Here is a 22,850-nt window from a genome sequence, read left to right on the forward strand (position 1 = left end):
ATGGCATATAGATGTCACATAAATGTCATAATTTTAAAACTCAGCCTTTAATACATTTGCAAAACCCTAAATCTTCTTAATTAAATCACCAACTATCCCCAATCAATTTTATATTTCAAAAGACTGCCTTAAATTAGGCATCCGAAATTGATTCCATGAACCAACTACTGAAAAAACTTCGCAGATACGAAATCATGCTTCGCAAGATAGCGAATAATCACCTTCAAGGCGATTATCAGTCTGTGTTCAAGGGTTCTGGTCTGGAGTTTGACGATCTGCGGCCCTATCAGTACGGGGATGATGTGCGAACTATTGAATGGAAGGTTTCCGCCAAGGGACATGGGACCTTTGTCAAAACGTTTAAGGAAGACAAAGATCAATCGGTGTATTTCTTACTGGACATCTCAGGTTCGCAGGATATCGGAGATCCTAGAAGAAAAAAAATAGATGCTGGCAAAGAGGTAGCAGGTGTATTGACACTAGCTGCTATCTTTGAGGGCTCTCAGGTTGGCTTACTTTCCTTTTCGGATAGAAAAGAGAAAGTAATTCTGCCAGGCAAAGGGCCAAAACAAGGTGTGAAAATCATCCAAGGCATCTTCAAACATGAAAATAAATCCCTGAAAACAAATCTTTCGGAGATGTTTATGTTTGCGCTCAATCTGATCAAAAAGCGTAGCATCATCATTGTGATATCTGACTTTATCGATGAAGGCTATGAAAGGCCTTTCCGGGCCTTGGCAGAAAAGCATGATGTAATCGCTATTCAGGTGACCGATCCTCGGGAAGCTCAACTTCCTTCCTTGGGAATCATCCCCATCTATGATAAAGAAGAAGGAAGAGTCACCTGGGTCAATACGGCATTCGGATCTGTTTCCAAAAAAATTGCCAATGCATTTACAACCGAACGAGAGGGGCTGCAAGAACTCTGCAAAAAAAATCAAATCAATTACTTGGGAATAGACACCAAAGAAGACATTGTACTTCCTTTGATGGAACTCTTCAAGAAGCGTAACCGTACGATGAAGCGTGGCTAAACTACTAACTATAACCGCATGTATCTTGGCATTTTTCACCTCGCCTACCTTTGGGCAAGAAGTGAAGGTTGAGGGGTATTTCTTACAAGATTCTGCCAAATTGGGAGAACGTGTCGCCTATATACTCAAGGCCACTTACCCTCGAGAAAAAAATATTGTATTTGCCGATACCACCTTTGATTTCAGCCCATTTGTGCTTTTAGAAAAGAAGTCCTTTATTTCCGCTACAGATGAGGGCATAACCTTAGATTCCGCTATTTATTTTGTGTCCAATTTTTCCTTGGACCCAGTAGTAAAACTTGCCGTGCCTGTATATGAAATCTTCAAGTATGACAGCTTGAAGTATTATCCAGAAGAAGCATCTATCAATTTACAGCTGACCATCGCAGAAATTCCTCAGGAACCAATATTCTTACCAAACAATATTTATCAGCCAATCAACAAAGATTTCAACTACCCTTTACTCATAGGTATTTTGTTAGGCCTTGCAATTCTTGCTGGAATACTATTTTTCTTCTTTGGTAAACAGCTTGGCTATCAATGGCAACTGTGGTTGGAGAAGAGGAAATACAAACGTTTTGAAAAGCGTTGGGAGGAAGCACAAACTACTTTTGCTTCTAACCCAAGTACAGAAAATGCAGATCAACTACTAGGGCTTTGGAAAGCCTATATGGAGCATCTCAACCAAAAGCCATTCTCTGACTGGACCACCACTGAAATTGCCGATTTCTTAGAAAATAAAGATATCATCAAAGATTTTCGTGCTATTGAACTGATTATATATGCAGGCAAACAAGGAGAAGATCTTCCACGTGCCTGCCAAAACTTAATGAGTATCTGCACAAATTCCTTCCAACAAAAAATCACGAGTACGGATGAACGCAAGTAATCTAGGAGACTTTTTTCAAGCGCTTTGGTTTATGCCAGATACCTTCCGTGGTTTTGACTGGGAAAATCTTTGGGCGCTTCACTTGCTTTGGGCAGTACCTATGCTATTGCTCCTTCGGAAGTTTATCAAATTCCTCAAAAATCCTGTATTGGAGCTTTCTCTTCCAGGCTCTGTTGCTCAAAATAACCCATGGACATATTTGAGATTGATACCAGGGCTTTTCTTCTTACTGGGCCTATGGTTTGTCATCATAGCTTTGGCCCGCCCACAAAAAACCAATGAGCGAGTAGAGCAATACACGGAGGGTATCGACATCATGCTGGTATTGGATATTTCAGAATCCATGGACTTGCAAGATTTCCGTCCCAACCGATTAGAGGCTGCTAAAGAAACGGCAACTGACTTTATCAATGGTAGATTTGGTGACCGTATAGGTATGGTTATTTTCGCAGGAGAAGCTTACTCCCTAGCACCATTAACGACAGATTACAAACTCCTGACCGACTTGATCAAAGATATTGGCTTCAATATGATGGATGCTAAAGGTACTGCTATCGGTTCGGCTATCGCTGCGGGAACCAACCGAATGCGAGAAACTGAAGGTAAATCCAAAGTCATGATTTTGCTTTCTGATGGTGAAAACAATGCCGGTAATGTAGACCCAATCTTCGCTGCCCAATTGGCAGCTGCCTTGGATATCAAGATTTACACCATTGCCGTGGGTAAAGATGGTATGGTGCCTTATGGAGTAGACTTTTTTGGCAGACCAAATATGATAGAAAGTTATCTGGACGAAACTACCTTGCGAGACATCGCCCGTATCGGTGGTGGTGAATTCTTTAGAGCTTCTGACGGAGATGCCCTTGAACAAATTTTTGATCGCATCGATAGTCTGGAAAAAGCTGAAATAATTGAGTCGAGGTACAAGGAAACAGTAGATTTTTACCGTGTATATCTATTTTGGGGAATCGTATGTTTCTTTATTTGGCTAGGGTTGAAAAGTACTTTTTTCAACAATTTCCTCTTGGACTAGCGGTTTTTCTACAATAAATGTAGTACCCTTATTGGGTTCGGATGTGAAACTTAATCTTGCCCCGATCTTGTCTGCCAGGGATTTGCAAAGATACATGCCCAAGCCAACCCCCTTTTCATTGTTTGTCCCGACTTTGGATGATACTTTGAATTTGAATAATTGCTCCCCGGTTTCTTGATCCATGCCTACCCCCTGATCCTGTATTTCCCAACGAAGGAGTTTACCAACCTTCTTCAAACGAATCACAAGTTTACCTTCATGCGGACTATACTTGATTGCATTATCTAACAGGTTTCGAAGAATCACTTCGAGTTCATTCATTTCTAGGATATACTCATCCCCCTCCTGCATTCCTTCAGAAGTGAAATCTACTTGCAATTGTTTTTCTTTCAATCGTATCGCAAAAGCATTTATCAATGTCTGAGTCAATAAAATAGGGCTCGTAGCACTCATATGCTTTTGTGATTTATCAGAACCCAGCTCAGCTAAGACAAAATCTAAGGTAGCGCTCAAGGTTTGATCCATTTCTTTATACTGTTGCTCTAATTTTTGAAGCAGCACTTCTTGCTCCTCTTGACTGAGTACATCGCTTTTGATCAATTCCAAAACCTGCCCCGTAGATTTGATAGGGCCTCTCAAATCATGAGCAAGAATCCCCAAAAGTCTACTTTTACCTAAGTTTATTTCCTCTAACACATCCATTTTTCTATCCAGCTCATGAGAGGCATTTTCCAATAAAACACTTTGGCGCACGTAGTTCCTTTTAAAAAGGTCATTAATTACAAACACGAAAATAGCGCAACCCCAAAATGACCCAATATGATCAATAAACAAACTTGTGGAATCATTATAGCTATTAGTCACCTCCTTGAGATCAAAAATATCAAGATACATGATCACTAAATGTGTAATTAGGAGCGTGATAAACCAAGCATATTTCAAAAAACCTGAAAAAAGGAACGTTAACACAAAACTCATAATAAAAAAGCCATAATTAGTTGGACCTGTATACCCTCCATTGAGGAAAAAATTAAGAATCAAAATTGACAAATTCATCACAATAAGGCCATTGATCACCCAGAAGGTGTTAATATCCTGTTTGAGGAGGTAATATGAATACACAAATAGCGGCAAGAAAAAGAAAAAAACGAATCCTGGAATGGTATTGCCAATCAAGAAGTTGAAAACACCAAAAATCAACACTAACAAAGCACTGAAGAAAGCCAGTTTGATGACCAACTTTTTTTGTACTTGATAGATTTGAAGATTATCAGCCTTCTCTTTGACATGCATCATACAGGCAAGTTACAAGAAAGAAATTGTTTAAAAAAACACCTAAAAAGACTTATTATACTATGCCAATATTCCTCGCAAAGCTTTTTTTCTACCTCCATTATAGCAAAAGAGCATCCAATCAGATCACTTGAAAGCCCTCCATGTAAGGGTCATCATCATCCAATATGATCGTATTGTAGCCGTAAATTTTTGCCCAGCCCTCAATACTTGGTACGATTGCCGTCCTTCCTGCAATTTCAGTCACTTCCTCAATCCGCCCAGTAAATTTAGAGCCTATAAAACTTTCATGAATAAAATCCTCTCCAGATTTCAACCAACCTTTGGCATGCCATTGGGCCATGCGGGCGGAGGTGCCTGTGCCACATGGGGAGCGGTCAATTGCCTTTTCTCCGTAAAACACTGCATTCCTAGCCGTGCTTGTTTCCTCCAGGCATTTGCCTGTCCATAAGACATGGGAAAGTCCCCGAATCTGCGAATGTTCTGGATGAACAAATTGGTAGCGTTCGTTCATCGCTTTTCGGAGATTTCTAGCCATGGAAATCAATTGCTCAGCTTTAAAATATTCCAATCCAGGGAAATTCTCCTGAGGGTCTACGATGCAATAAAAATTCCCTCCGTAGGCAACATCCACCATCAATTTTCCCAATTCTTCTAGTTCAATTTCCAAGGACTCTGCTGCCAAAAAGCTTTTAACATTCGTCAATTTCACAGAAGTCACTTTTTTGCCCTCTTGCTTATAACTAATCAAGACTAATCCGGCAGGTGCTTCCATTCGTAAGAAACCCGGAGTCTTGGGTGTAATCAACCCCTCCTCAATAGCCACGGTAATGGTGCCGATTGTGCCATGCCCACACATGGGCAAACACCCTGAAGTCTCGATAAAAAGTACAGCAAAATCATTGGCCGGATCATGGGGAGGGAATAGCATGGAGCCGGACATCATATCATGCCCTCTGGGCTCAAACATCAAACCCGTCCGTATCCAATCCAGATTTTCTAAAAAATACTGCCGCTTTTCCAGCATGGAGTCACCTTTCAAAAAAGGAACACCACCTGCAACCACCCTCACAGGATTCCCGCAGGTATGGGCATCAATGCACTGAAATGTTTTTTTCATAAATTAAAACCATAAAATCATTTGACAAACACTCCATTGACCATTCTCCAAATACCCAAGGGATTTTCATCTTTTAAAGCCAAAGGAAGGAGCTCTGCTGGCATATCCTGATAGGCAATGGGACGGGCAAATCGTTTGATTGCATAAGCTCCGACTGAGGTAGACCGGCTATCGGTGGTTGCAGGAAATGGACCCCCGTGTTGCATCGCATACCCGACCTCAACACCTGTGGGTACCCCTTTAAACAAGAGTCGACCACATTTTTCGCTCAAGAGTTGGATGATAGATTGATGTAGATTCAATTCCTCTTCCTCTGCCCAAATGCTGATGGTCAGTTGACCATGCAGATGTTTAGCCGCCGCAACTAAATCCTCCACCGAATCATAAACCACCATCATAGCAAAACAACCAAATACCTCTTGCTGAAATAAGGGGTCTTTCAACCAGTTGTTCACCTCAATTTGAGCCATTGCTGGATAAGCAGTAATCAAATCTTGTTGGGTGGCAACTTTTAACCACTGAAATTGCTCCTGCTTTGCTAATTGCTCCAAGGAGTTGTAATAGGCAGAAGCTATTCCTTCATGCAACATCGGCGCTGCGGCGACGTCCCTGAGTTCTTGCTGAATCGCCGCTCCAAAGGATGCTGCATGCGCCTTTGGCACAAATAGCAACCCAGGGTTGGTGCAAAACTGTCCGGCACCCAAGGTCAAGGAACCCACGAACTGTTTGGCTAGAGAGTGGGATTCTTCTTGAAGCTTTTGTTCAAATACAAAAATCGGATTGACAGAGCCCATCTCCGCAAAAACAGGAATGGGTTCTTCCCGTTGATGGGCAGCATCAAAAATAGCTTTACCACCTGCAAAAGACCCCGTGAATGCTACTGCCTTGGTTATGAGGTGACTGACCAATGCCTGTCCTGTTTCAATTCCTCCTTCCACATGGATAAATACTCCCTCAGGCATTCCACTAGTTCGGATAGCATCTTGGATAATTGTTGCTACCAATAGCGATGTCTGGGGATGGGCTGGATGTCCTTTGTAGACAACCGAACAACCAGCTGCCAAAGCAGAAATAGTATCTCCTCCTGCGGTCGAAAATGCTAAGGGAAAATTACTGGCTCCAAAAACTACTATCGGTCCCAAAGCAGTCAGCATTCGTCGAATATCCGGTTTAGGAGCAGGAGTGCGATGAGGATCTCCTTGGTCAATAACTGCTTCTACCCAAGAACCCTCCTCTAGGAGTTTGGCAAACAATCTTATCTGTCCAGCAGTACGACCCAATTCACCTGTAATCCTACCTTCTGGCAAATTAGATTCCTGACAAGCAATGGCTATAATCTCTCCTTTCCTAGCTTCCAAACCCTTCGCTATAGACTCTAAAAAATTCGCTCGCTCTTGAAAATCCAGTTGTTTGTATTGCAAATACGCTTGCTGGGAGGAAGTGAAGATGTTGTCGAAATTGGTCATAAGTACTGGTAATTAGTGATTAGTTAATTAAGTGATTGGTAAATTGAGTTATTGCTGTTGAGGGGTCCACAGTCGACTGTCAACTGTCCACGGCACGAGTGAGCAGTGAACAGTGAAGGATGTTCCGATTTAAAAGAAAACCTCTGGTTATCAACGCACTTTGAGTCTATGGTCCCGTTTCTAGTATTTCGCTTCTGTTACCAGAATCCCTACTTGGTTCTTGGTACATGGTACTTGGTACTTGGTACATTTTAGTTATTAGTTGATAAAGTGATTAGTGTTAGGGAGTCCACTGTCCACGGTTTCGTTGTCCCCTCATGAAATAGGTTCACAGGTTATTAACCGAAGACCGAATGGTGTGGGAAACACGAGTTCTATACACGCCTCAAGTCTTGTCTCTTGATTCTTGTTTCTTGTGTCTTCTACCTAAAATCCTACTTGGTACTTGGTACCTAGTACTTGGTTCAACTCACCAAAACCGGTCTATTCTCCATTCCCCTCTTCACCACATGCTCCACTCGCATGCGTTCTTCTCCGACCAAGGTTAAGCGAGGGGCACGGACCCATTCTGAACCTATGCCTGTCATTTGTTCAGCGAGTTTGATGTATTGAACTAGTTTAGGATGAATATCTAATTCTAACAAGGGCAGAAACCAACGATAGATTTCCAATGCTTCTGCATACTTTCCTTCCTGAATTAAATTGAAAATAGCAACGGTCTCCTTTGGAAATGCACAGACTAGCCCTGCTACCCATCCATCTGCTCCCATGACTAATTCCTCCATAGCTAGGGTATCTACCCCGCAGAGGAGCTTAAAACGATCTCCAAAGCGATTGCGCATGCGGGTTACATTAGATATATCGCGCGTGGACTCTTTGATTGCCTGAATAGAACTGACCTCTGCCAACTCTTCAAACATGGCTATAGTGACCAAGGTCTTATAATCAACAGGATTATTATAAATCATGATTGGCAAATCACTGCTATCAGCTACTGCCTTAAAATAGGTCACCACTTCCCGATGATCAGCGGCATATCGCATTGGCGGGAGTAACATCAAGCCAGCAGCTCCTAATTCCTGTGCTTTTTCAGCCCAAAAAACAGCATCCTTAGTTGCTCCTTCTGCGATATTCAAAATCACAGGAACTTTACCGGAAACGTACTGTACGGTTTCTTGGGTCAACTGAACTTTCTCTTCAAAAGAAAGCACAGAGGACTCCCCTAGTGTACCTCCCAAAATAATCCCATGCACACCAGCCGAAAGCTGAGCATCGATATTTTTAAAAAATAGAGGCATATCCAAACTTCCATCTTGGTGAAATTTGGTTGTTACAGCAGGAAATACTCCTTTCCAATTCATAGTGCTTTAATTGATTGGTCCAACCAAATATAAAATGGAAAAGTACCGAAAACAAAAAACCCAGAGAATCAATCTCTGGGTTTCTATTGGGGACAAATTCTAATTAGAAGAATTTATATCGGTAGTCTTTCACATTCGCTAAGTCTTCCAAAGCCATCATAATCATGTAGGCTGTTCTTTGGGAAGCATTCTGCGCCAGCTGACGCTGGAAAGAAGTAAAGTCTGCAACTTCAGCTGCCGGGGTGATGGAATTTAACTTCAAAACAATCACACCAACATCTTCATGTATAGGTTTAGAAATATCACCTGAGTTTTTCAATCCAAATGCAGCACCAATAGCCTTAGGAGCGAAACCAATACCTGGTAATACAGATGAACTTAATCTAAGGTCAGGAGTATTATCCAAGGAACCTGCATCAGGGAATACTGCAAGCATTTCTTCCAAAGAAGTTTTTCCCGCCAACTTAGAAGCGATCATTTCTGCCTTCTTCTCATTTCTTACCTGCATCAGTACTTCCGCTCTTACTTGATCTAAGCTTGCAGTACCTTCTTCATATTTTGCTCTCAAGGAAGCAACAATGTATGAGTTATCTAATTCAAATACAGAAGAAACTCTCCCTACAGAAGCATCATTGAATGCCCAGCGGATGATTTCGCGAGCATTCTGCATATTGTTTAAGTTTCTCGCAAAAGCATCAACATTATTAGCCTGTACCACTCTATAGCCTTCTTTCGTAGCATTATCTACGAATGCCTTGCTGTTAGAAGAATTAGCAGCAAACAAATCTGCTTTTCTGAAAGCTTCGTTGCGCGTAGCATCACTTGGACCTAATTCCAATTCTATAGTAGCAATCTTGTAATGCGTAGATTTCGGTAGTTCAGTCACATCGATGATATGGTAACCATATTCAGTTTCGACCAATCGATTGATCAAACCAGTACTGCGTACGGCATAGGTCACATCTGCGAACTCCGAGACAAAGTCTTCCTTAGCAAACCATCCCAAGTCACCGCCTCTTTGTGCAGTACCATCTTGGCCATATTGTGCAGCGGCTGTAGCAAAAGCCAATCCGTCCTGAATTTCCTTCAATACATTTTGCGCATTTGCACGAACCTCAGCTTTACCATCCTCTGACAAACCATCTGTGCTAAACAAAATGTGTCTTGCTCTCATACGAGGTGTGCCATCGTATTGAGCGGTGATTTTGTGTGTAATGTAAGAAGAACGATTTGTTAAGAATGGACCATAGGTTTCTCCCACTTCGAATGATTCCACATTGGAAGTCAAGGTAGCAGGTAAATCATCACCAGGTCTCAAAGTAGTAAAGCCTCTAGCTCCTTCTGTATTTCTCAAGGCAAATACAGAGTCCATAGTGCTCGTTCTTAACTGCTCTGTCAATTCTCTGATCTCAGTAATTACTGCCAATGAGTCTTCTCCACTAGGCAAGATATCAAATGCCACATAATCCAAATCAACTGCGTTGGATACTTTGAATTTTTCCTTGTTTTTAGAGATATAAGCCTTTAATTCTGCATCAGATACTTTCACTGCTGTATCCGAAATGGCATAAAACGGAATAAACAAGTGATCGACATCTGCGAATGTATTGCCCATTTTGTGTTCCATTCTTCCTTCCGCCTTGGTCGCATACTCAGAAGTAGCCAACAAGTTGTCATACTTCAATCGTAAACGAGACTTAGCAAACAATTGCTCTTGCTGCGCCCAAAAAGCTCTTTGCTCAGGACCCGCTTGATCCAATTGCTGTAAGAAAGAAATTAATTGCTCTCTATCGAATTCTCCAGTAGTCGGATTGATCAACTGCTGTCTCAATTCAGCAATAATATTTTTACCTTGTACCATGTCCACAAGTTCCGCATCGGAAACTGTCAAGCCCAAGGCTGCATATTGTTTGTCAAACACTTTATCTACGATAAGTGCCTGCCAAGCTTGCTCTCTGATGGAGAAGAGTTCATTTTCGGAAGGATTTCTTCCGGTATTTTGCTGAAAAGTAAATCTAATTTCATCGATTTTACGAACGTACTCTTCGTATGAAATACTCTCACCTGCAATCTCTCCTACTTTATTTGCACTGCCACCCAAAATAGTGGAATTAGGACTTAAGATATCACCACCCACGATGAAAAACATTAAACCCACTGCAATTACACCGATTGCAAGACCTGTTCTCTGTCTGATTGTTTTAATTAATGCCATTCTTATGGTTTTATATGAAGTGCCGCAAAATAATTACATCTACCGCTAAATTCAAAATAATATGCCTGTCAATAAATCACTTATTCTGATTATCTCAGGATTGTACCTTGATTTTTACGGTTTCTATGCGATGATCCAACTTTGCAACGATTGTGAAAATAAAATTTTGATAGATAATTGATTGACCTTTTTGCGGAATATCTTCTGTCATGGAGAGCAGAAATCCCGCAAGCGTTTCAAAGTCACCATAAGGCAACTGCCATCCATATTTTTCATTGAGGTAATCTATTTCATGACGAGCACTGAATAAATACTCCTGATCCCCGATTTGCTGCTCAATCAAATCGTCAGAGTCATACTCATCCTGAATTTCCCCGAATATTTCTTCTATGATATCCTCCATGCTTACAATGCCGCTGGTTCCCCCAAACTCATCCACGACCAAGGCCAAACTTTTACGCTCTTTGATGAATTGAATCATCAACTCATTGGCTAAAGCTGATTCGGGCACTATGATGATTGGTGTAAGGATATCTTCTATATTTTTGGGCTTTTTGAAAAGCTCCAGCTGATGGCAATAGCCAATCACATCATCTATACTTTCCCGGTACACGATAATCTTGGAATGCCCACTTTCTCCAAATACCTGCTTCAGCTCCTCTACGGTATCTTCTATATCAACAGCTACGATATCTGTACGGGGGACCATACACTCACGGACCTTAATTGTCTTAAACTCAACCGCATTATCTAAAATTTTGGTATCAATCTCTACTTTATGCTCCTTTTTGGCATGCATGAGATTGTTTTTGATAAAGCTGTTCAAATCTGTAACCTTGAAAACAGGTTTATCCTCACTATACTCCAGCTGTAAAATTTTGGTAATAAAAAATCGAGACAAGCCCACAACAAACCATACCACCGGATAAAATAAATAATAGATCACCGCGAAAGGCAGGGCGAAAACCGAGAGCATGTTATTGGGATTCAACATAAAAATACTCTTAGGCATAAACTCTGCTGTCACCAATACCACTAATGTGGAAATGATTGTTTGGAGAATCAAAACTGTTCCTTGATTTTGAAACGCTACCGGAAGCACACCCCAAATCCAAGGCTCCAACAGATAGGCCATAAAAATACCATAGAGCACCAAAGCCACTGTATTTCCGATTAAAGTAGTGCCTATAAACTGGCCTGGCTTTTGTAAAAAGGAGGAAAGTATTTTCCCGGATAAAATACCCTGCTTATTTTCTAATTCTATCTGCAATTTGTTTGCAGAGATAAAAGCTATTTCAATGCCTGAAAACAATGCAGAAAACAATAAAGTAAAAATCACATACACTAAATAGGTACTTTCCATCACCTTTTCTTCTTTGTTTTGGCAGGTTTTACAGGGGGTTTATTATCTTCTGCTTTAATGACATGGTTTTTTCGGTACTGAAACCAAAAAAGCATGGCAACTGCAAACATGAATACAGGATAAGAGGTAGTGATACCAACCGTTATGGTTAGATGCGTACCAATGATAACCATGGCAGCGGTTAATGATAATAAAATAAAATCAAGTAATTTCATAGCCTCAGTTTTCTCCCGGTATAATCATCCTGCTGTCAAAAGGCTTGTAAATCTTATATTCATTGAATCCCTCATCAGCTTCCAAGCCTGTACCTTTGATGATTGATTTTTTATCGGTCACTGTTACAAATTTCTCTGTATAAATCTTCTTGGCGTTGGGATCCCAAAACAGCTCCTCAGATGCAAGACTTTGCTCTTTCTCCAAGTTTTTTACTTGGACATCCCCTTCTCCCCTGTATAAATGATCTTTGCGGATATAATATCCCTTATCTGCCCGGATGGTGGTGGTTACCGCCCCTTCCTCGTCAAAGAAAGTGATGTCAATACCTTCTGGAAACTCATAATCTCCGGAATCAAATTCCAACTGCTTTTTAGCTTTCAAATGAATGCGTACAATTGCTGAGTCGCTGTGATACAAATTAACATCGTAACCAATACTTACAGGCCCTGTATAGATTTCAAACATTGCTGGATCTACTTCATCCTTACAAGAGCTCCATAGGAAAGCCAAGCCTAACAGAATCAAATATAATCTCTTGTTAATCATCATCACTTCACAAAGATACGAAAGCTTTCTCAAGTACATCAAAAAAGGCAGCCGTTGAGCTGCCTTTCTATTATTTCAAGTGGATTTTTTTAATCTCTAGTAGCTAAAGTTACCGTCTCACCAACCCAGCAACCCACAGTAATTGTCTGCCCGGCTTGCTTGCCTTCGGTAAATAGTTCTTCTTTAGATGGGAAGCGTGCTCTTGCATCTCTCATTCCCTCACTGTTACCTGCTCTTTGGTAGTAGTTATATGCGGCGATAAACAAGGCTTGATCTTCAGCTCTTGATACGTTTCTTCTACAATCATTGAAAGAACCCATGATCAACTGAGCGACTAAGTTATATGCTTCTTTGGCTTTGGACTCATCTGTTCGGGCAGCCTCTAAAGCATGACCTCTGGCAGCAGACTTATTTCCTAATTGACCTTTAGCTTTAGCCATATCGAATAGAATTTCTGCTTTTTGATCAGGTTTTTCAGCTAAGCTCAATGCTTTCTCCAAGATTGGAATAGCTTTTTCGTAATCTCTTGATTGGATCATTTTCATAGCCCTTACCTGAGCAGTTGCAAAACTTGGATTCATTTCATCAACAATATCCAAAGCTTGATTAAATGCCGCAGTATTTGTACACTTATATTGTACAGAATATTGGAATACTTTATTGGCTAAATCCATGTCTGAAGGATTCGCAGCAAGCTTAGGACCTAAATTGTTTTCGATGAAATCACAGTCGATTAACTCCATAATTACCACTAACTGATCCAACGTACCTCTTGGTGCTGAAACGTCAGAACCATTTGCTTCCGCTTCATTCAACATTGCATTCAATGCTTCGTAGCGAGCCAATAACTCTTCTTTTGTAAAAGCTTTGTTATAGGCATTATGTCTATAAACTGAATTAAAATACGCAGCTGCTAGCTGAATGGTATTTAATTTCCCATTGACCTCTACTGCTCTATCAAAAGCGCCTACTACATCTCCCAATCTTGTTCTATCGTTTAGATAGTACTGGTAAGCATAATATGCTTTATTTTCAATCCAAGAACTTTCGTTATTGAATTTTTCTTTTCTTAAGTCATAAACTGTCATTACGGAGTCCTGATACACTCTTTTTTGAGCTTCATCAGTCACCTGATTGGAAGCGCCGTTATACACAATTGCACCGTTGATATAAATAGACTCGTTCAAATCAGGAACATTGACTAAAAGCCAGTTCAACCCCTTTGTAGCCTCAACAAACTGTTCAGACTTCATGTAATCCACATAGGCAGCATTCAGCTCCCTAGCTTTTGCCTCCATGGCAGCGTCTGATGGCCAGTTCCAACCTTGTTGCGCTTGGACCATCCCAACTGTTGCAATGAACAGTAAACCGGCAAGTACACTTTTCGCTTTCATATCTGTTTAATTTTAGTCGTAAACTCTTTTATAGAACCAAGTATTGTCGTTAAGCGAGAACCCCAAACTAAATCCTGCATAATTTTCACGGATTAATCCATTGGAGGTTGTACCCCGTTGTCCCAGACGAATTGCGAAATTCATCATAGACAAACTGTTCATCGGTATAGTACCTCCAAAATTAATGCCAATATCCGTAATATTGGTCTGTGCCACCACGTAAGGGGTCTGCTTATATTCTACTCCAAATCGGTATGTTATTCTTTTCAGAAAGTTATCCATAGAACCAAAATCGGGAGTCATTTGGGTACCTAGAGCAAGCCTGTAAGAATCAGCTAAATCTGTTTCATTCCCATTGAAATCGCGGTATCTGCTAAACTCTTGAAACTGACCTTCCAAGCCGACAATCAAACGGTTGATTCGCTCGTAGGTGATACCAAAACCAATGTTTTGCGGTACATAGACAGACCCTCGAATATTATCTGAGAGTATTTCCCCATCTGTATCCGGCCTGCTAGCTTGGCCAAAATCTGCAACTTTCGCAAACTCTCTTCCATTAATATTTCCAAAGGCCTGATAAATGGCACCTAGATGCAGGTTAGACTTTTCGCCCATTTTGAAAAAATAATGACCGCCTAGCTTGTACGTTACATCTGTTACTGTAAATCGCTCAAAATATTCAGAAGAATTACCTATTGGCTCTCCATTTTCATTTAAAAGCGATAAATTATTGGTTCGAATAGTAGACCCAAATAAGTAAGACCCATGCACACCAAGAGAAAGGTTTTTTACTGGCATGATACTATATGCCAAATATGCTTCCGAAACACCACCTGACCCTTCAACCCTATTCAAAGATGTCAAATCAGAATTGGTTACCTGACCATTGACGATAATATTATAGTTGACAGTAGTGATTTGATTGATTCCTAGACCCAATGCGGATTTACCTGGCTTGATTGGCAATGACATTCCTACATACGATAGCCCCCCACCATCTACAAATTCACGCTCATTTTCAGTAGCCAGATCAACTCGTTGGTAATTCAATGCAGCCTGAAAATTGAATATAGTATTTCTTGTTCCAAGAGCCGGGTTCATATAATTCAGCCCCCAGCCAGTTCCAAAACTGATACCTAGACCTCCCATGGCTTGATTTTGGGTTAAGCCACTATTATTGAAATCACCAATTCCCAGGGAACTGTATGCGGAAACACTGGATTGTGCCTGAATCTCAGAAAATATGAAGAAAGTGCACAAGGCACCGATAAAACTTAGTCTTTTATAAATCGACATTATCAATCAGAATTCTATTTAGTCCATACAGAACTAAATTAGGGATTACAAATATGTGGTCTTTTGTTAAGGTTTCAAAAAAAAATGAATCTCCACCACAAATAATTACTTTCAAATCGGAATAGCGCAAAGCATACTGCCGAATAAATCCTTCCATTTCATAAAGGATACCATAATATACACCACTCTGCATGCAGGTTACCGTATCGGTACCTGCTAATGAGGGATGCTCCTCTTTTTCCAAAGCAGTCAAAGGCAATCTAGCTGTCTGCTGATGCATGGCCTGAAAGCGCATAGATAGACCAGGACTAATACTTCCTCCTGTGAAGGTATCGGCTTCATCTAGCAAATCATAAGTAATGCAACTCCCCATATCTATGACTAAGACAGGGCCCGTAGGAAAAAAGGCCCTTACGCCTGCCAAAGCCGCTTTTCTATCTACTCCTAGTGAATGAGGAGTCCCGTAATTATTCCGAAAAGGAACTTTGGATTTTGTGCTCAAATAATGGAAATTAAACCCCAATGCTTCCTGTAAGGTCGGTTGATCAAACCTTACAGAGGACACAATACAAGCATCCATGAGCCCTTCCTCCGCATACGTTTTCAGTTCTTCCAAGCTGAAAACAGCGGCCTCCTCCAATAGATTTCTACCCTCAAATCTTGCTACTTTGATACGGGTATTTCCAATGTCTACAATCAGTTGCTTCATACAGGCGCTTACAGATTTTAAAGGTAGATAAATTCACTAACCCTTTATTTTGGCTAAATTAAAATTAACTTTACATCGCTAGATTTAACATATTTTAACCACGCTTGCTATGCAAACTTATGAGATGATAGGACTCATGTCCGGCACTTCAGGAGACGGACTGGACATTGCCTTCACAAAGTTTCAATTAAAGGATAGCTGGACCTTTGAAATTCCTTATGCTGAAACCATCCCTTTTCCAAAAAAATTAGGCAAACAATTGGCGAAAAGTCATGAGTTATCAGGTTTGGATTTAGCTCTTTTGGATGTGGAATTTGGCAGATGGATGGGAGAACAGGTCAAAGCATTTTGTGAAAAGTATGGCATCCAACCACAGGCTGTGGCATCGCATGGACATACCGTCTTTCATCAGCCTAAGAAAGGAATCAGTGTACAAATAGGCAACGCTTGGGCTCTTCATGTTGCCAGTGGACTACCGGTAATCAATGATTTTCGAATGTTGGATGTACAGCTAGGCGGACAAGGAGCACCCTTGGTACCTATTGGAGATCAGTTGCTTTTCAGTGAATACGATTACTGCATTAACTTGGGAGGAATCGCCAATGTCAGCATGGAGCAAGAAGGAAGACGGGTTGCCTTTGACATCTGCCCTTTTAATCTACTGCTCAATCATTATGCTCACAAGAAAAAGCTGCCGTACGACGCTGGCGGAGCATTAGCCAAATCCGGAAAACTTCTCCCAAAATTGCTAAAAGAACTGAACAAACATCCCTTTTACAGAAAAACAGGTGCAAAATCATTGGGCCGTGAAGATTTGGACTCTTTTTTTAAATGCATCAAATCGGGTGAAAAGATTCCCAACATCTTGCATACACTGGTAGAGCATTATGCGCAACAAATCGCTGCCTGCATCCAAGCAAACGAAGAGCGGAAAGTAACGGTAATTTTAACCGGTGGTGGGGCTTTTAACACCTATTTTGTCGAGCGATTGGAAGCTTTACTGGCAGACAAAGCTCAGATTCTCCCAATAGGTGAACAGGTTATCCATTTCAAAGAAGCCTTGATATTTGCCTTTTTGGGTGTGTTGCGTTTGAGAAATGAGGCAAACACTTTAGCCTCTGTGACTGGGGCAGAGAGAGATTCTTGCGGGGGAGTTTTGGTGCCCTATTAGTTAATTTTTATCAACAATCTCAATGAAAAATATGATATCATCAAAGCAGATAAAGTTTTTGGCAACTATTTTAAAGGGATTTTTTTTGACAGTATCCGATTTAGAAAGCAATTTTGAGGTTTTTGAACTAAAAGATGATTCTGGTGTTCGTCTGCAAACAAGTCAGGGGAAACTTTATATACTGCAACGAGACAATCCTGATGAGAATTCAATGAGACTCAATGTATATTCATTCAGAAAAAATTGAGAAGTAAGTATAAAACTTGACCTACAAATAACCTACACCTCAAATTACACCACTGCATTTCAACCTCTCTCTGTTTTTTCCGTTGGCTTATCTGAAGTCGCCAAATATTTCTATTTTTGCGACCATTAAACCCAAATAACATGAGAGATTTACTGAAAAAGTTCGAGAATAAACAACCTGAAATCGTATTTGAGTGGAGCGATAGCGAGACAGAAGCCGAAGGATGGGTTGTCATCAACTCCCTACGAGGAGGCGCAGCAGGTGGAGGTACGCGCATGCGTAAAGGCTTGGATAAGCGCGAAGTAGAATCCTTAGCCAAAACCATGGAAGTAAAGTTTACCGTTTCTGGTCCCGCCATCGGTGGGGCTAAATCCGGCATCAACTTTGACCCCAATGATCCTCGCAAAGATGAAGTATTGAAGCGCTGGTACAAGGCTGTGATGCCTTTGTTGAAAAATTATTATGGGACAGGAGGAGATTTGAATGTAGATGAAATTCACGAAGTGATTCCCATTACCGAGTCCTATGGTTTATGGCACCCACAAGAAGGCATTGTCAACGGTCACTTCAATGCTACCGAACCTCAAAAAATCAGGAAAATAGGCCAATTGAGACAAGGGGTTTCCAAAGTATTGGAAGATCCACAGTTTACGCCAAATGGTCCTAAAAAGTACACGGTGGCTGATATGATCACCGGTTATGGCGTGGCAGAGGCTGTGAAACATTATTACTCAATTTGGGGAGGACAATTGGCTGGAAAGCGTGCCATCATCCAAGGTTGGGGGAATGTGGGAGCGGCAGCCGCATGTTTTTTGGCAGTTGAAGGAGTTAAAATTGTTGGGATAATCGATAGAGTTGGAGGTTTGATCAAGGAAGATGGTTTTTCATTGGATGAAATCCGGGAATTATTTATCCAAAGAAAAGGAAATACATTAGTTGCGGACAACTTGATTCCTTTTGATGAGATCAATGAAAAAATCTGGTCCCTACCTGCGGAAATTTTCATTCCAGCAGCAGCCTCGCGCTTAATTACCCGAGCTCAAGCAGAAACCATGGTAGAAACAGGCCTAGAAGTAATTTCTTGCGGAGCGAATGTACCATTTGCAGATCCTGAGATTTTCTTCGGCCCTACAGGAGTTTGGACAGATGAGAAGATTGCGGTAATTCCTGACTTTATTGCTAATTGTGGTATGGCACGTGTTTTTGCATATTTGATGAGTGACGACGCAGAATTAACAGATCAGGCTATTTTCGAAGATGTCAGCAGCACCATCAAAAAAGCCATGCAACGCACTTTCAACACAAGTGCATCTAAAACAAGAATCGCCCAAACTTCTTTTGAAATTGCCTTAAAAGAGTTGATATAAGTTTTCTACCAGTCATCCTCCCGTTGGGTTATTTTTAAATTAATTCTCGACGGGAGGATACTTTCTTATTAGGGGATTTCAATCAAATTAAGTAGTTTAGCGAGCAATAAGTCCCAAAAAATAGTATATTGGACCTTTCAATACCTTTTGAAAATTTCCCATTGACCTAGAAGAACTGCTTAATTATAACTGAATGAAGAATTTTATTTTGCTTTTTGCGCTTTTTACAGGAATATTGTTTTTCTCAGTTTCTGAAATCAGCGTAGCCCAAGAATATACATCTGAATTACAAGTTGATGCCGATACCCTGTCAGCACAAGATGAAGAGTCCTCCGGATACAATATTCCAGGGTTCCACAACCTATCGCCTGAAGAAGGCCATGATAGCCATGGTGATCATCCAGCGGCACCCGTTTGGTTGGTCATTCCTTTCGTTGCATTGCTCTTGATGATTGCTACTGGGCCTTTATTTTATGAGCATTTCTGGCATCATAATTATCCAAAAGTAGCTGTAGGACTCGCAACGGTAGTTATCGCCTACTATCTCTTTATTTTGCATAATACTCATGGCCCAGTTCATGCGCTCGCAGAGTATGTGCAGTTCATTGCATTATTGGCTTCTTTGTATATTGCCTCGGGGGGAATTTTGATTGAAATTGATAAAAAAGCAACTCCTGCTGCAAATGTAATTTTATTGGTTATAGGAGCCATCATTTCAAACCTGATTGGTACTACAGGGGCATCTATGCTATTGATCAGGCCATTTATCCGCTTAAACGGTGGTAACATTCAGCCTTACCATATCATTTTCTTCATCTTTATGGTGAGTAATGTAGGTGGATCCTTGACGCCTATTGGAGATCCTCCACTATTCCTTGGATTCCTTAAAGGAGTACCTTTCTTTTGGACTCTAGAGCATAATATCATTCCTTGGGTCTTAGCTTTAGCGATACTTTCCGTGATTTTCTATTTCGTGGACAAAAAATTCGGGAAAGCAGGAGAAGAAGATTTAGAACCAGTTACATACACCAACAAATTTGCCCTTATCGGTTCCAAAAATTTCTTATGGCTATTAATTGTGATTTTGTCTGTATTCTTGGATCCAAATGTATTGGATTGGGTACCTGCAATACATTATGATGGACAAAAATTCTCATTTATCCGAGAAATCATCATGCTTTCAGTGGCTTATTTATCCTATAAATTCGCCGATCAAAAAGCTATCAAAGGCAATGAATTCAACTTTGAACCCATCCGGGAAGTTGCCTTTATATTTGTTGGAATCTTCGGTACGATGATGCCTGCATTGGAGTTGGTAGGTAACTTTGCCAAGTCTCCAGAAGGAGCCGCATTAATCACACACAATACCCTGTATTGGGGAACAGGTATTTTATCTGGATTCTTGGATAATGCGCCTACCTATTTGAACTTCCTGGCAGCGGCTATGGCATCTCAAGGGGCTGATATTTCCAATATTGAACAAGTTCGCTCTTTTGCCATGGATGGATATGAAGACTCCTCATTTGAGTTAATGGCTATTTCAATTGCTGCTGTGTTCTTTGGCGCCATGACTTACATCGGTAATGGTCCAAACTTTATGGTGAAATCTATCGCTGAGCAAAGCGGCATTAAGATGCCTTCCTTCTTTGGATATATCATTCGATTCTCTATACCAATTTTGCTGCCGGTATTGATTATCACTTGGCTGGTATTCTTCGCCTTTGTGTGATAAAATTTAATCTTCATTGACTATTTTCAAGGAAGTAATTGGTAATTACTTCCTTGAAAAATAAGTTCATTACAAAAAATTTGCAAAAGAGCAGACCTAAGATTTAAAAATAACCTCCCATGAAAGAACGTTTAAATGTATCTATTCAATCCGCAAGTTTGATTTTAGTAGCCGCAGGTCTAGCATGGGTGGTATGGTCCAATGACACGACCATGCGGGAAATGCTCACCTACTTGTTAATCTTGGTAGTATTTATCGAAGCCTTGAGTCTCTATTTGATAGGCAAGCTTTATCCGGAGTCCCATACTACATTTAAACTAGGTATCATCGCTTCTATGGTCATTCTTTTAGGGGTTCGTATCATGTTTCCTTCCATTTTTATTCCCATGACCATTTTGGTTTTTGCCATCAACTTCATGTATAACTTTTATACAAATGGAAAACGGAAATCCTCCACCTTTCGCAGGAAAGCACTGAAAAAGAAAAAATAATCGGCATAGCATTTGAAGGGTTGTGGGCCATGAATTACAGAAGAATTGTCGGACTTATTTGCATTTTGGGTTGTTTGACCTCCACACAAGTTTTTGCTCAAGCCAAGTTGGAGCGCTTAATGCAAGAACGAGAGCGTATGCATGAAGAATGGAAAGCTTCCGAAAGCAAAAAAACTGGGATTTTTGGTAATCGCACTAAAAAAGATATGATTGAAACGCATGACTGGATGGCCAGAATCATCCAAAAGGATAATCAAATCATGGAGGAGTTGAAGCTATTAAGTGAGATTGAAAAAACCGAAATTACCTACGAGAAAAACGACTACAAATTCATTGTTCAAAAACAAGAACGGGAAATTGCCATTTTGAAAAGGGCTTTGGAAGAAGCCAAAGGAACGGACAATGCTGACTCTTCCTATTCCTGGGGCCAAATCTTGTGGAGAATTGTAATGATTGCTGTTTTTGGGCTTATAGGCTTCCTGTTTTATGAAAGAAAAATAAAACCTCATTTTAATACATAGATCCCTCTTTTTTCCGAGACATATCGTTCTTGAAAAGCCGGAAATACGCGCATCAATTCTGTAAAAACACCCTCTTCATCAATTACAAGTTCGGGCATATCCATCTTAAAGGATTGGTAAACTTGAGCCATGGAGCTGATGTCAGAATAATTGGTTAACAGCTGTTTGGAATGATAATAATTCAGGTAAGGCGTTGCCAAACTCGCTTGATGATAATAGGCTAGATCTGTTCCCAGGACCAAAACTTTTTTCCCTCGGGCGATCTCATGCCTGCCTTCCGGCTGTACGGTATATGCATTGGAGTCTTCCAAACTGGTTTTTTGAAAAAGCCAGAACATACCTGTCAAAGGAACTCCTGTCAAAAAGAGATAAATCAGCACGGTCATTAATACGCCTGAATTATTTGCCAAAAACAGTAAACTTATAAAATAGACCATGGGTGGGATAAAAACCACCAATTGATAAGGCGTATGCCTATTGGATAAAAAAATCACTGACACGGCAGCAAGCAAGAAAATCAACATGATTTGCAATTGTTTTTGCTGATTGATAGTCAACGATTTAAAAAAAGAACCATATATAATTCCCATAGTCGTAAAAAAAAGAGGTGTAATCATCAAAAAGAGTAAATCCCGTAGGCTCACATGCTTGTAAGAAACTTCCAAATTTGAAGTCAACAAAAACTCTGAGACAAATTCTCCAATTCCCCCTATCCAGAAATAATAGGTTGCTGCACAGGCCAAAGGAAGAAAATACCCTACCAAAGATAAAACCAATTGAGAGAAATTATACCCACCTATTGCCACTCCCACCACAATCAGATAGGGTAAGAATACAATGAGAGGAAAATGGAAACAAGCGGCTATCCCTAAATACAACCCAACAAGCAAAACAGAACTTGTGCTTTCTTTTTGGAGCATAGTCTGGGAGAACAGCTGCCCAACCGCAAGAATCAGGAAGGTACTTCCCATCAACATGGGGGTCAATCGGATAAAATCAAAGGAACTATGAAATAACACACCCATGATCAAGGCGGGAACATAGGAGTTTTCTTCAAAGGTCCGAAAATTAAAAAAGAGATTATTGACATAGATTATCTGAAAGCAAATCAAAAAATAAGCAAGTAGCTGATGGGCTAATAAACTTTTGCCAAACAATACATGCATCATCCAAAATACACCCGCAGAAAGAGGGGCGGTATTATCAATCACATCCTTATACATATGCACCCCCTCGGCCAAACGTTCCCCCAGCAACATCCAAATCATCTCGGGTTGCGTTAAAGGGGCTTTGAGCACCCAGCCATAAATCAGGCTCATCAATAGCATGAGGCCCAATACTGCTACAAGACGGAAGGGATCGTTGACTTTAAAAAAACTTAACAAGGCC

The 22,850-nt window shown here is 40.6% G+C and carries 21 protein-coding genes; 9 read left to right on the forward strand and 12 right to left on the reverse strand.

Annotated elements, in window-relative coordinates; all coding sequences use genetic code 11:
* Positions 1–155 precede the first annotated feature (155 nt).
* From ACXIUD_RS00430 to ACXIUD_RS00440, 3 genes are read left to right on the forward strand one after another with little or no spacing between them, the layout of a single operon-like run.
* On the forward strand, positions 156–1,034 hold the full coding sequence (locus tag ACXIUD_RS00430; protein WP_458050670.1) for a DUF58 domain-containing protein: 879 nt from the start codon (positions 156–158) through the stop codon (positions 1,032–1,034).
* Complete coding sequence (locus ACXIUD_RS00435; protein ID WP_458050671.1) at positions 1,027–1,923, forward strand: hypothetical protein; 897 nt, start codon at positions 1,027–1,029, stop codon at positions 1,921–1,923. Before ACXIUD_RS00430 ends, ACXIUD_RS00435 begins: the two co-directional genes overlap by 8 nt.
* Complete coding sequence (locus ACXIUD_RS00440; protein WP_458050672.1) at positions 1,910–2,956, forward strand: vWA domain-containing protein; 1,047 nt, start codon at positions 1,910–1,912, stop codon at positions 2,954–2,956. The genes ACXIUD_RS00435 and ACXIUD_RS00440 overlap by 14 nt, the downstream gene beginning before the upstream one ends.
* Here ACXIUD_RS00440 and ACXIUD_RS00445 read toward each other — a convergent pair.
* From ACXIUD_RS00445 to ACXIUD_RS00495, 11 genes are all read right to left on the reverse strand, one after another.
* Positions 2,912–4,252, reverse strand: a complete 1,341-nt coding sequence (locus ACXIUD_RS00445; protein ID WP_458050673.1) for a sensor histidine kinase — start codon at positions 4,250–4,252, stop codon at positions 2,912–2,914. The genes ACXIUD_RS00440 and ACXIUD_RS00445 overlap by 45 nt on opposite strands.
* Positions 4,253–4,370: 118 nt before the next feature.
* Positions 4,371–5,369: a 4-hydroxyproline epimerase gene (locus ACXIUD_RS00450; protein ID WP_458050674.1), complete on the reverse strand. Its 999-nt coding sequence runs from the start codon at positions 5,367–5,369 to the stop codon at positions 4,371–4,373.
* A gap of 17 nt (positions 5,370–5,386) precedes the next feature.
* Complete coding sequence (locus ACXIUD_RS00455; RefSeq protein WP_458050675.1) at positions 5,387–6,835, reverse strand: aldehyde dehydrogenase (NADP(+)); 1,449 nt, start codon at positions 6,833–6,835, stop codon at positions 5,387–5,389.
* Positions 6,836–7,299: 464 nt separating this feature from the next.
* Entirely contained in the window at positions 7,300–8,196 is an 897-nt protein-coding gene (locus ACXIUD_RS00460; RefSeq protein WP_458050676.1) for a dihydrodipicolinate synthase family protein, read from the reverse strand.
* Between the two features lie 103 nt (positions 8,197–8,299).
* Entirely contained in the window at positions 8,300–10,411 is a 2,112-nt protein-coding gene (locus ACXIUD_RS00465; RefSeq protein ID WP_458050677.1) for a SurA N-terminal domain-containing protein, read from the reverse strand.
* A gap of 94 nt (positions 10,412–10,505) precedes the next feature.
* Positions 10,506–11,774, reverse strand: coding sequence for a hemolysin family protein (locus ACXIUD_RS00470; RefSeq protein WP_458050678.1), 1,269 nt, complete (start codon positions 11,772–11,774; stop codon positions 10,506–10,508).
* Complete coding sequence (locus ACXIUD_RS00475; protein ID WP_458050679.1) at positions 11,774–11,989, reverse strand: hypothetical protein; 216 nt, start codon at positions 11,987–11,989, stop codon at positions 11,774–11,776. The genes ACXIUD_RS00470 and ACXIUD_RS00475 overlap by 1 nt, the downstream gene beginning before the upstream one ends.
* Before the next feature lie 4 nt (positions 11,990–11,993).
* Positions 11,994–12,539, reverse strand: a complete 546-nt coding sequence (gene lptC, locus ACXIUD_RS00480) for an LPS export ABC transporter periplasmic protein LptC (protein WP_458050680.1) — start codon at positions 12,537–12,539, stop codon at positions 11,994–11,996.
* An 86-nt stretch (positions 12,540–12,625) separates the two neighbouring features.
* Positions 12,626–13,930 carry a hypothetical protein gene (locus tag ACXIUD_RS00485; protein WP_458050681.1) on the reverse strand — a complete coding sequence of 435 codons (1,305 nt, stop codon included), beginning with the start codon at positions 13,928–13,930 and terminating at the stop codon, positions 12,626–12,628.
* A gap of 12 nt (positions 13,931–13,942) precedes the next feature.
* Entirely contained in the window at positions 13,943–15,226 is a 1,284-nt protein-coding gene (locus tag ACXIUD_RS00490; protein ID WP_458050682.1) for a hypothetical protein, read from the reverse strand.
* Positions 15,213–15,935 (reverse strand): type III pantothenate kinase, encoded by a 723-nt coding sequence (locus ACXIUD_RS00495; RefSeq protein WP_458050683.1) that lies wholly within the window; start codon positions 15,933–15,935, stop codon positions 15,213–15,215. Before ACXIUD_RS00495 ends, ACXIUD_RS00490 begins: the two co-directional genes overlap by 14 nt.
* A gap of 109 nt (positions 15,936–16,044) precedes the next feature.
* On the opposite strand from ACXIUD_RS00495, the gene ACXIUD_RS00500 reads away from it, so the two are divergent.
* The 6 genes from ACXIUD_RS00500 (at position 16,045) to ACXIUD_RS00525 (ending at position 21,461) form a co-directional block, all read left to right on the forward strand.
* Positions 16,045–17,106 carry an anhydro-N-acetylmuramic acid kinase gene (locus tag ACXIUD_RS00500; RefSeq protein ID WP_458050684.1) on the forward strand — a complete coding sequence of 354 codons (1,062 nt, stop codon included), beginning with the start codon at positions 16,045–16,047 and terminating at the stop codon, positions 17,104–17,106.
* A gap of 22 nt (positions 17,107–17,128) precedes the next feature.
* Positions 17,129–17,353, forward strand: a complete 225-nt coding sequence (locus tag ACXIUD_RS00505; protein ID WP_458050685.1) for a hypothetical protein — start codon at positions 17,129–17,131, stop codon at positions 17,351–17,353.
* A 140-nt stretch (positions 17,354–17,493) separates the two neighbouring features.
* A complete protein-coding gene (locus tag ACXIUD_RS00510) occupies positions 17,494–18,720 on the forward strand; it encodes a Glu/Leu/Phe/Val dehydrogenase dimerization domain-containing protein (protein ID WP_458050686.1) in 1,227 nt (408 codons plus the stop codon).
* Positions 18,721–18,913: 193 nt separating this feature from the next.
* Positions 18,914–20,449, forward strand: coding sequence for a sodium:proton antiporter (locus ACXIUD_RS00515; protein WP_458050687.1), 1,536 nt, complete (start codon positions 18,914–18,916; stop codon positions 20,447–20,449).
* Positions 20,450–20,568: 119 nt separating this feature from the next.
* Positions 20,569–20,940 carry a hypothetical protein gene (locus ACXIUD_RS00520; protein WP_458050688.1) on the forward strand — a complete coding sequence of 124 codons (372 nt, stop codon included), beginning with the start codon at positions 20,569–20,571 and terminating at the stop codon, positions 20,938–20,940.
* Positions 20,941–20,969: 29 nt separating this feature from the next.
* Positions 20,970–21,461: a Clp protease ClpB gene (locus ACXIUD_RS00525; protein WP_458050689.1), complete on the forward strand. Its 492-nt coding sequence runs from the start codon at positions 20,970–20,972 to the stop codon at positions 21,459–21,461.
* Here the strand turns inward: ACXIUD_RS00525 and ACXIUD_RS00530 are convergent.
* Positions 21,446–22,846, reverse strand: coding sequence for a hypothetical protein (locus ACXIUD_RS00530; protein WP_458050690.1), 1,401 nt, complete (start codon positions 22,844–22,846; stop codon positions 21,446–21,448). The genes ACXIUD_RS00525 and ACXIUD_RS00530 overlap by 16 nt on opposite strands.
* Positions 22,847–22,850: the final 4 nt, after the last annotated feature.

This window comes from Mongoliitalea sp., from assembly GCF_054166905.1.

Excerpts from the sequence above, each read along its gene's own strand:
- ACXIUD_RS00470 (WP_458050678.1), bottom strand. The coding sequence starts at position 11,774 with ATGGAAAGTACCTATTTAGTGTATGTGATTTTTACTTTATTGTTTTCT.
- ACXIUD_RS00455 (WP_458050675.1), bottom strand. The coding sequence starts at position 6,835 with ATGACCAATTTCGACAACATCTTCACTTCCTCCCAGCAAGCGTATTTG.
- ACXIUD_RS00445 (WP_458050673.1), bottom strand. The coding sequence starts at position 4,252 with ATGATGCATGTCAAAGAGAAGGCTGATAATCTTCAAATCTATCAAGTA.
- ACXIUD_RS00450 (WP_458050674.1), bottom strand. The coding sequence starts at position 5,369 with ATGAAAAAAACATTTCAGTGCATTGATGCCCATACCTGCGGGAATCCT.
- ACXIUD_RS00465 (WP_458050677.1), bottom strand. The coding sequence starts at position 10,411 with ATGGCATTAATTAAAACAATCAGACAGAGAACAGGTCTTGCAATCGGT.
- ACXIUD_RS00460 (WP_458050676.1), bottom strand. The coding sequence starts at position 8,196 with ATGAATTGGAAAGGAGTATTTCCTGCTGTAACAACCAAATTTCACCAA.
- ACXIUD_RS00510 (WP_458050686.1), top strand. The coding sequence starts at position 17,494 with ATGAGAGATTTACTGAAAAAGTTCGAGAATAAACAACCTGAAATCGTA.
- ACXIUD_RS00515 (WP_458050687.1), top strand. The coding sequence starts at position 18,914 with ATGAAGAATTTTATTTTGCTTTTTGCGCTTTTTACAGGAATATTGTTT.
- ACXIUD_RS00520 (WP_458050688.1), top strand. The coding sequence starts at position 20,569 with ATGAAAGAACGTTTAAATGTATCTATTCAATCCGCAAGTTTGATTTTA.
- lptC (WP_458050680.1), bottom strand. The coding sequence starts at position 12,539 with ATGATGATTAACAAGAGATTATATTTGATTCTGTTAGGCTTGGCTTTC.
- ACXIUD_RS00475 (WP_458050679.1), bottom strand. The coding sequence starts at position 11,989 with ATGAAATTACTTGATTTTATTTTATTATCATTAACCGCTGCCATGGTT.
- ACXIUD_RS00430 (WP_458050670.1), top strand. The coding sequence starts at position 156 with ATGAACCAACTACTGAAAAAACTTCGCAGATACGAAATCATGCTTCGC.
- ACXIUD_RS00490 (WP_458050682.1), bottom strand. The coding sequence starts at position 15,226 with ATGTCGATTTATAAAAGACTAAGTTTTATCGGTGCCTTGTGCACTTTC.
- ACXIUD_RS00485 (WP_458050681.1), bottom strand. The coding sequence starts at position 13,930 with ATGAAAGCGAAAAGTGTACTTGCCGGTTTACTGTTCATTGCAACAGTT.
- ACXIUD_RS00505 (WP_458050685.1), top strand. The coding sequence starts at position 17,129 with ATGAAAAATATGATATCATCAAAGCAGATAAAGTTTTTGGCAACTATT.
- ACXIUD_RS00525 (WP_458050689.1), top strand. The coding sequence starts at position 20,970 with ATGAATTACAGAAGAATTGTCGGACTTATTTGCATTTTGGGTTGTTTG.
- ACXIUD_RS00495 (WP_458050683.1), bottom strand. The coding sequence starts at position 15,935 with ATGAAGCAACTGATTGTAGACATTGGAAATACCCGTATCAAAGTAGCA.
- ACXIUD_RS00440 (WP_458050672.1), top strand. The coding sequence starts at position 1,910 with ATGAACGCAAGTAATCTAGGAGACTTTTTTCAAGCGCTTTGGTTTATG.
- ACXIUD_RS00500 (WP_458050684.1), top strand. The coding sequence starts at position 16,045 with ATGCAAACTTATGAGATGATAGGACTCATGTCCGGCACTTCAGGAGAC.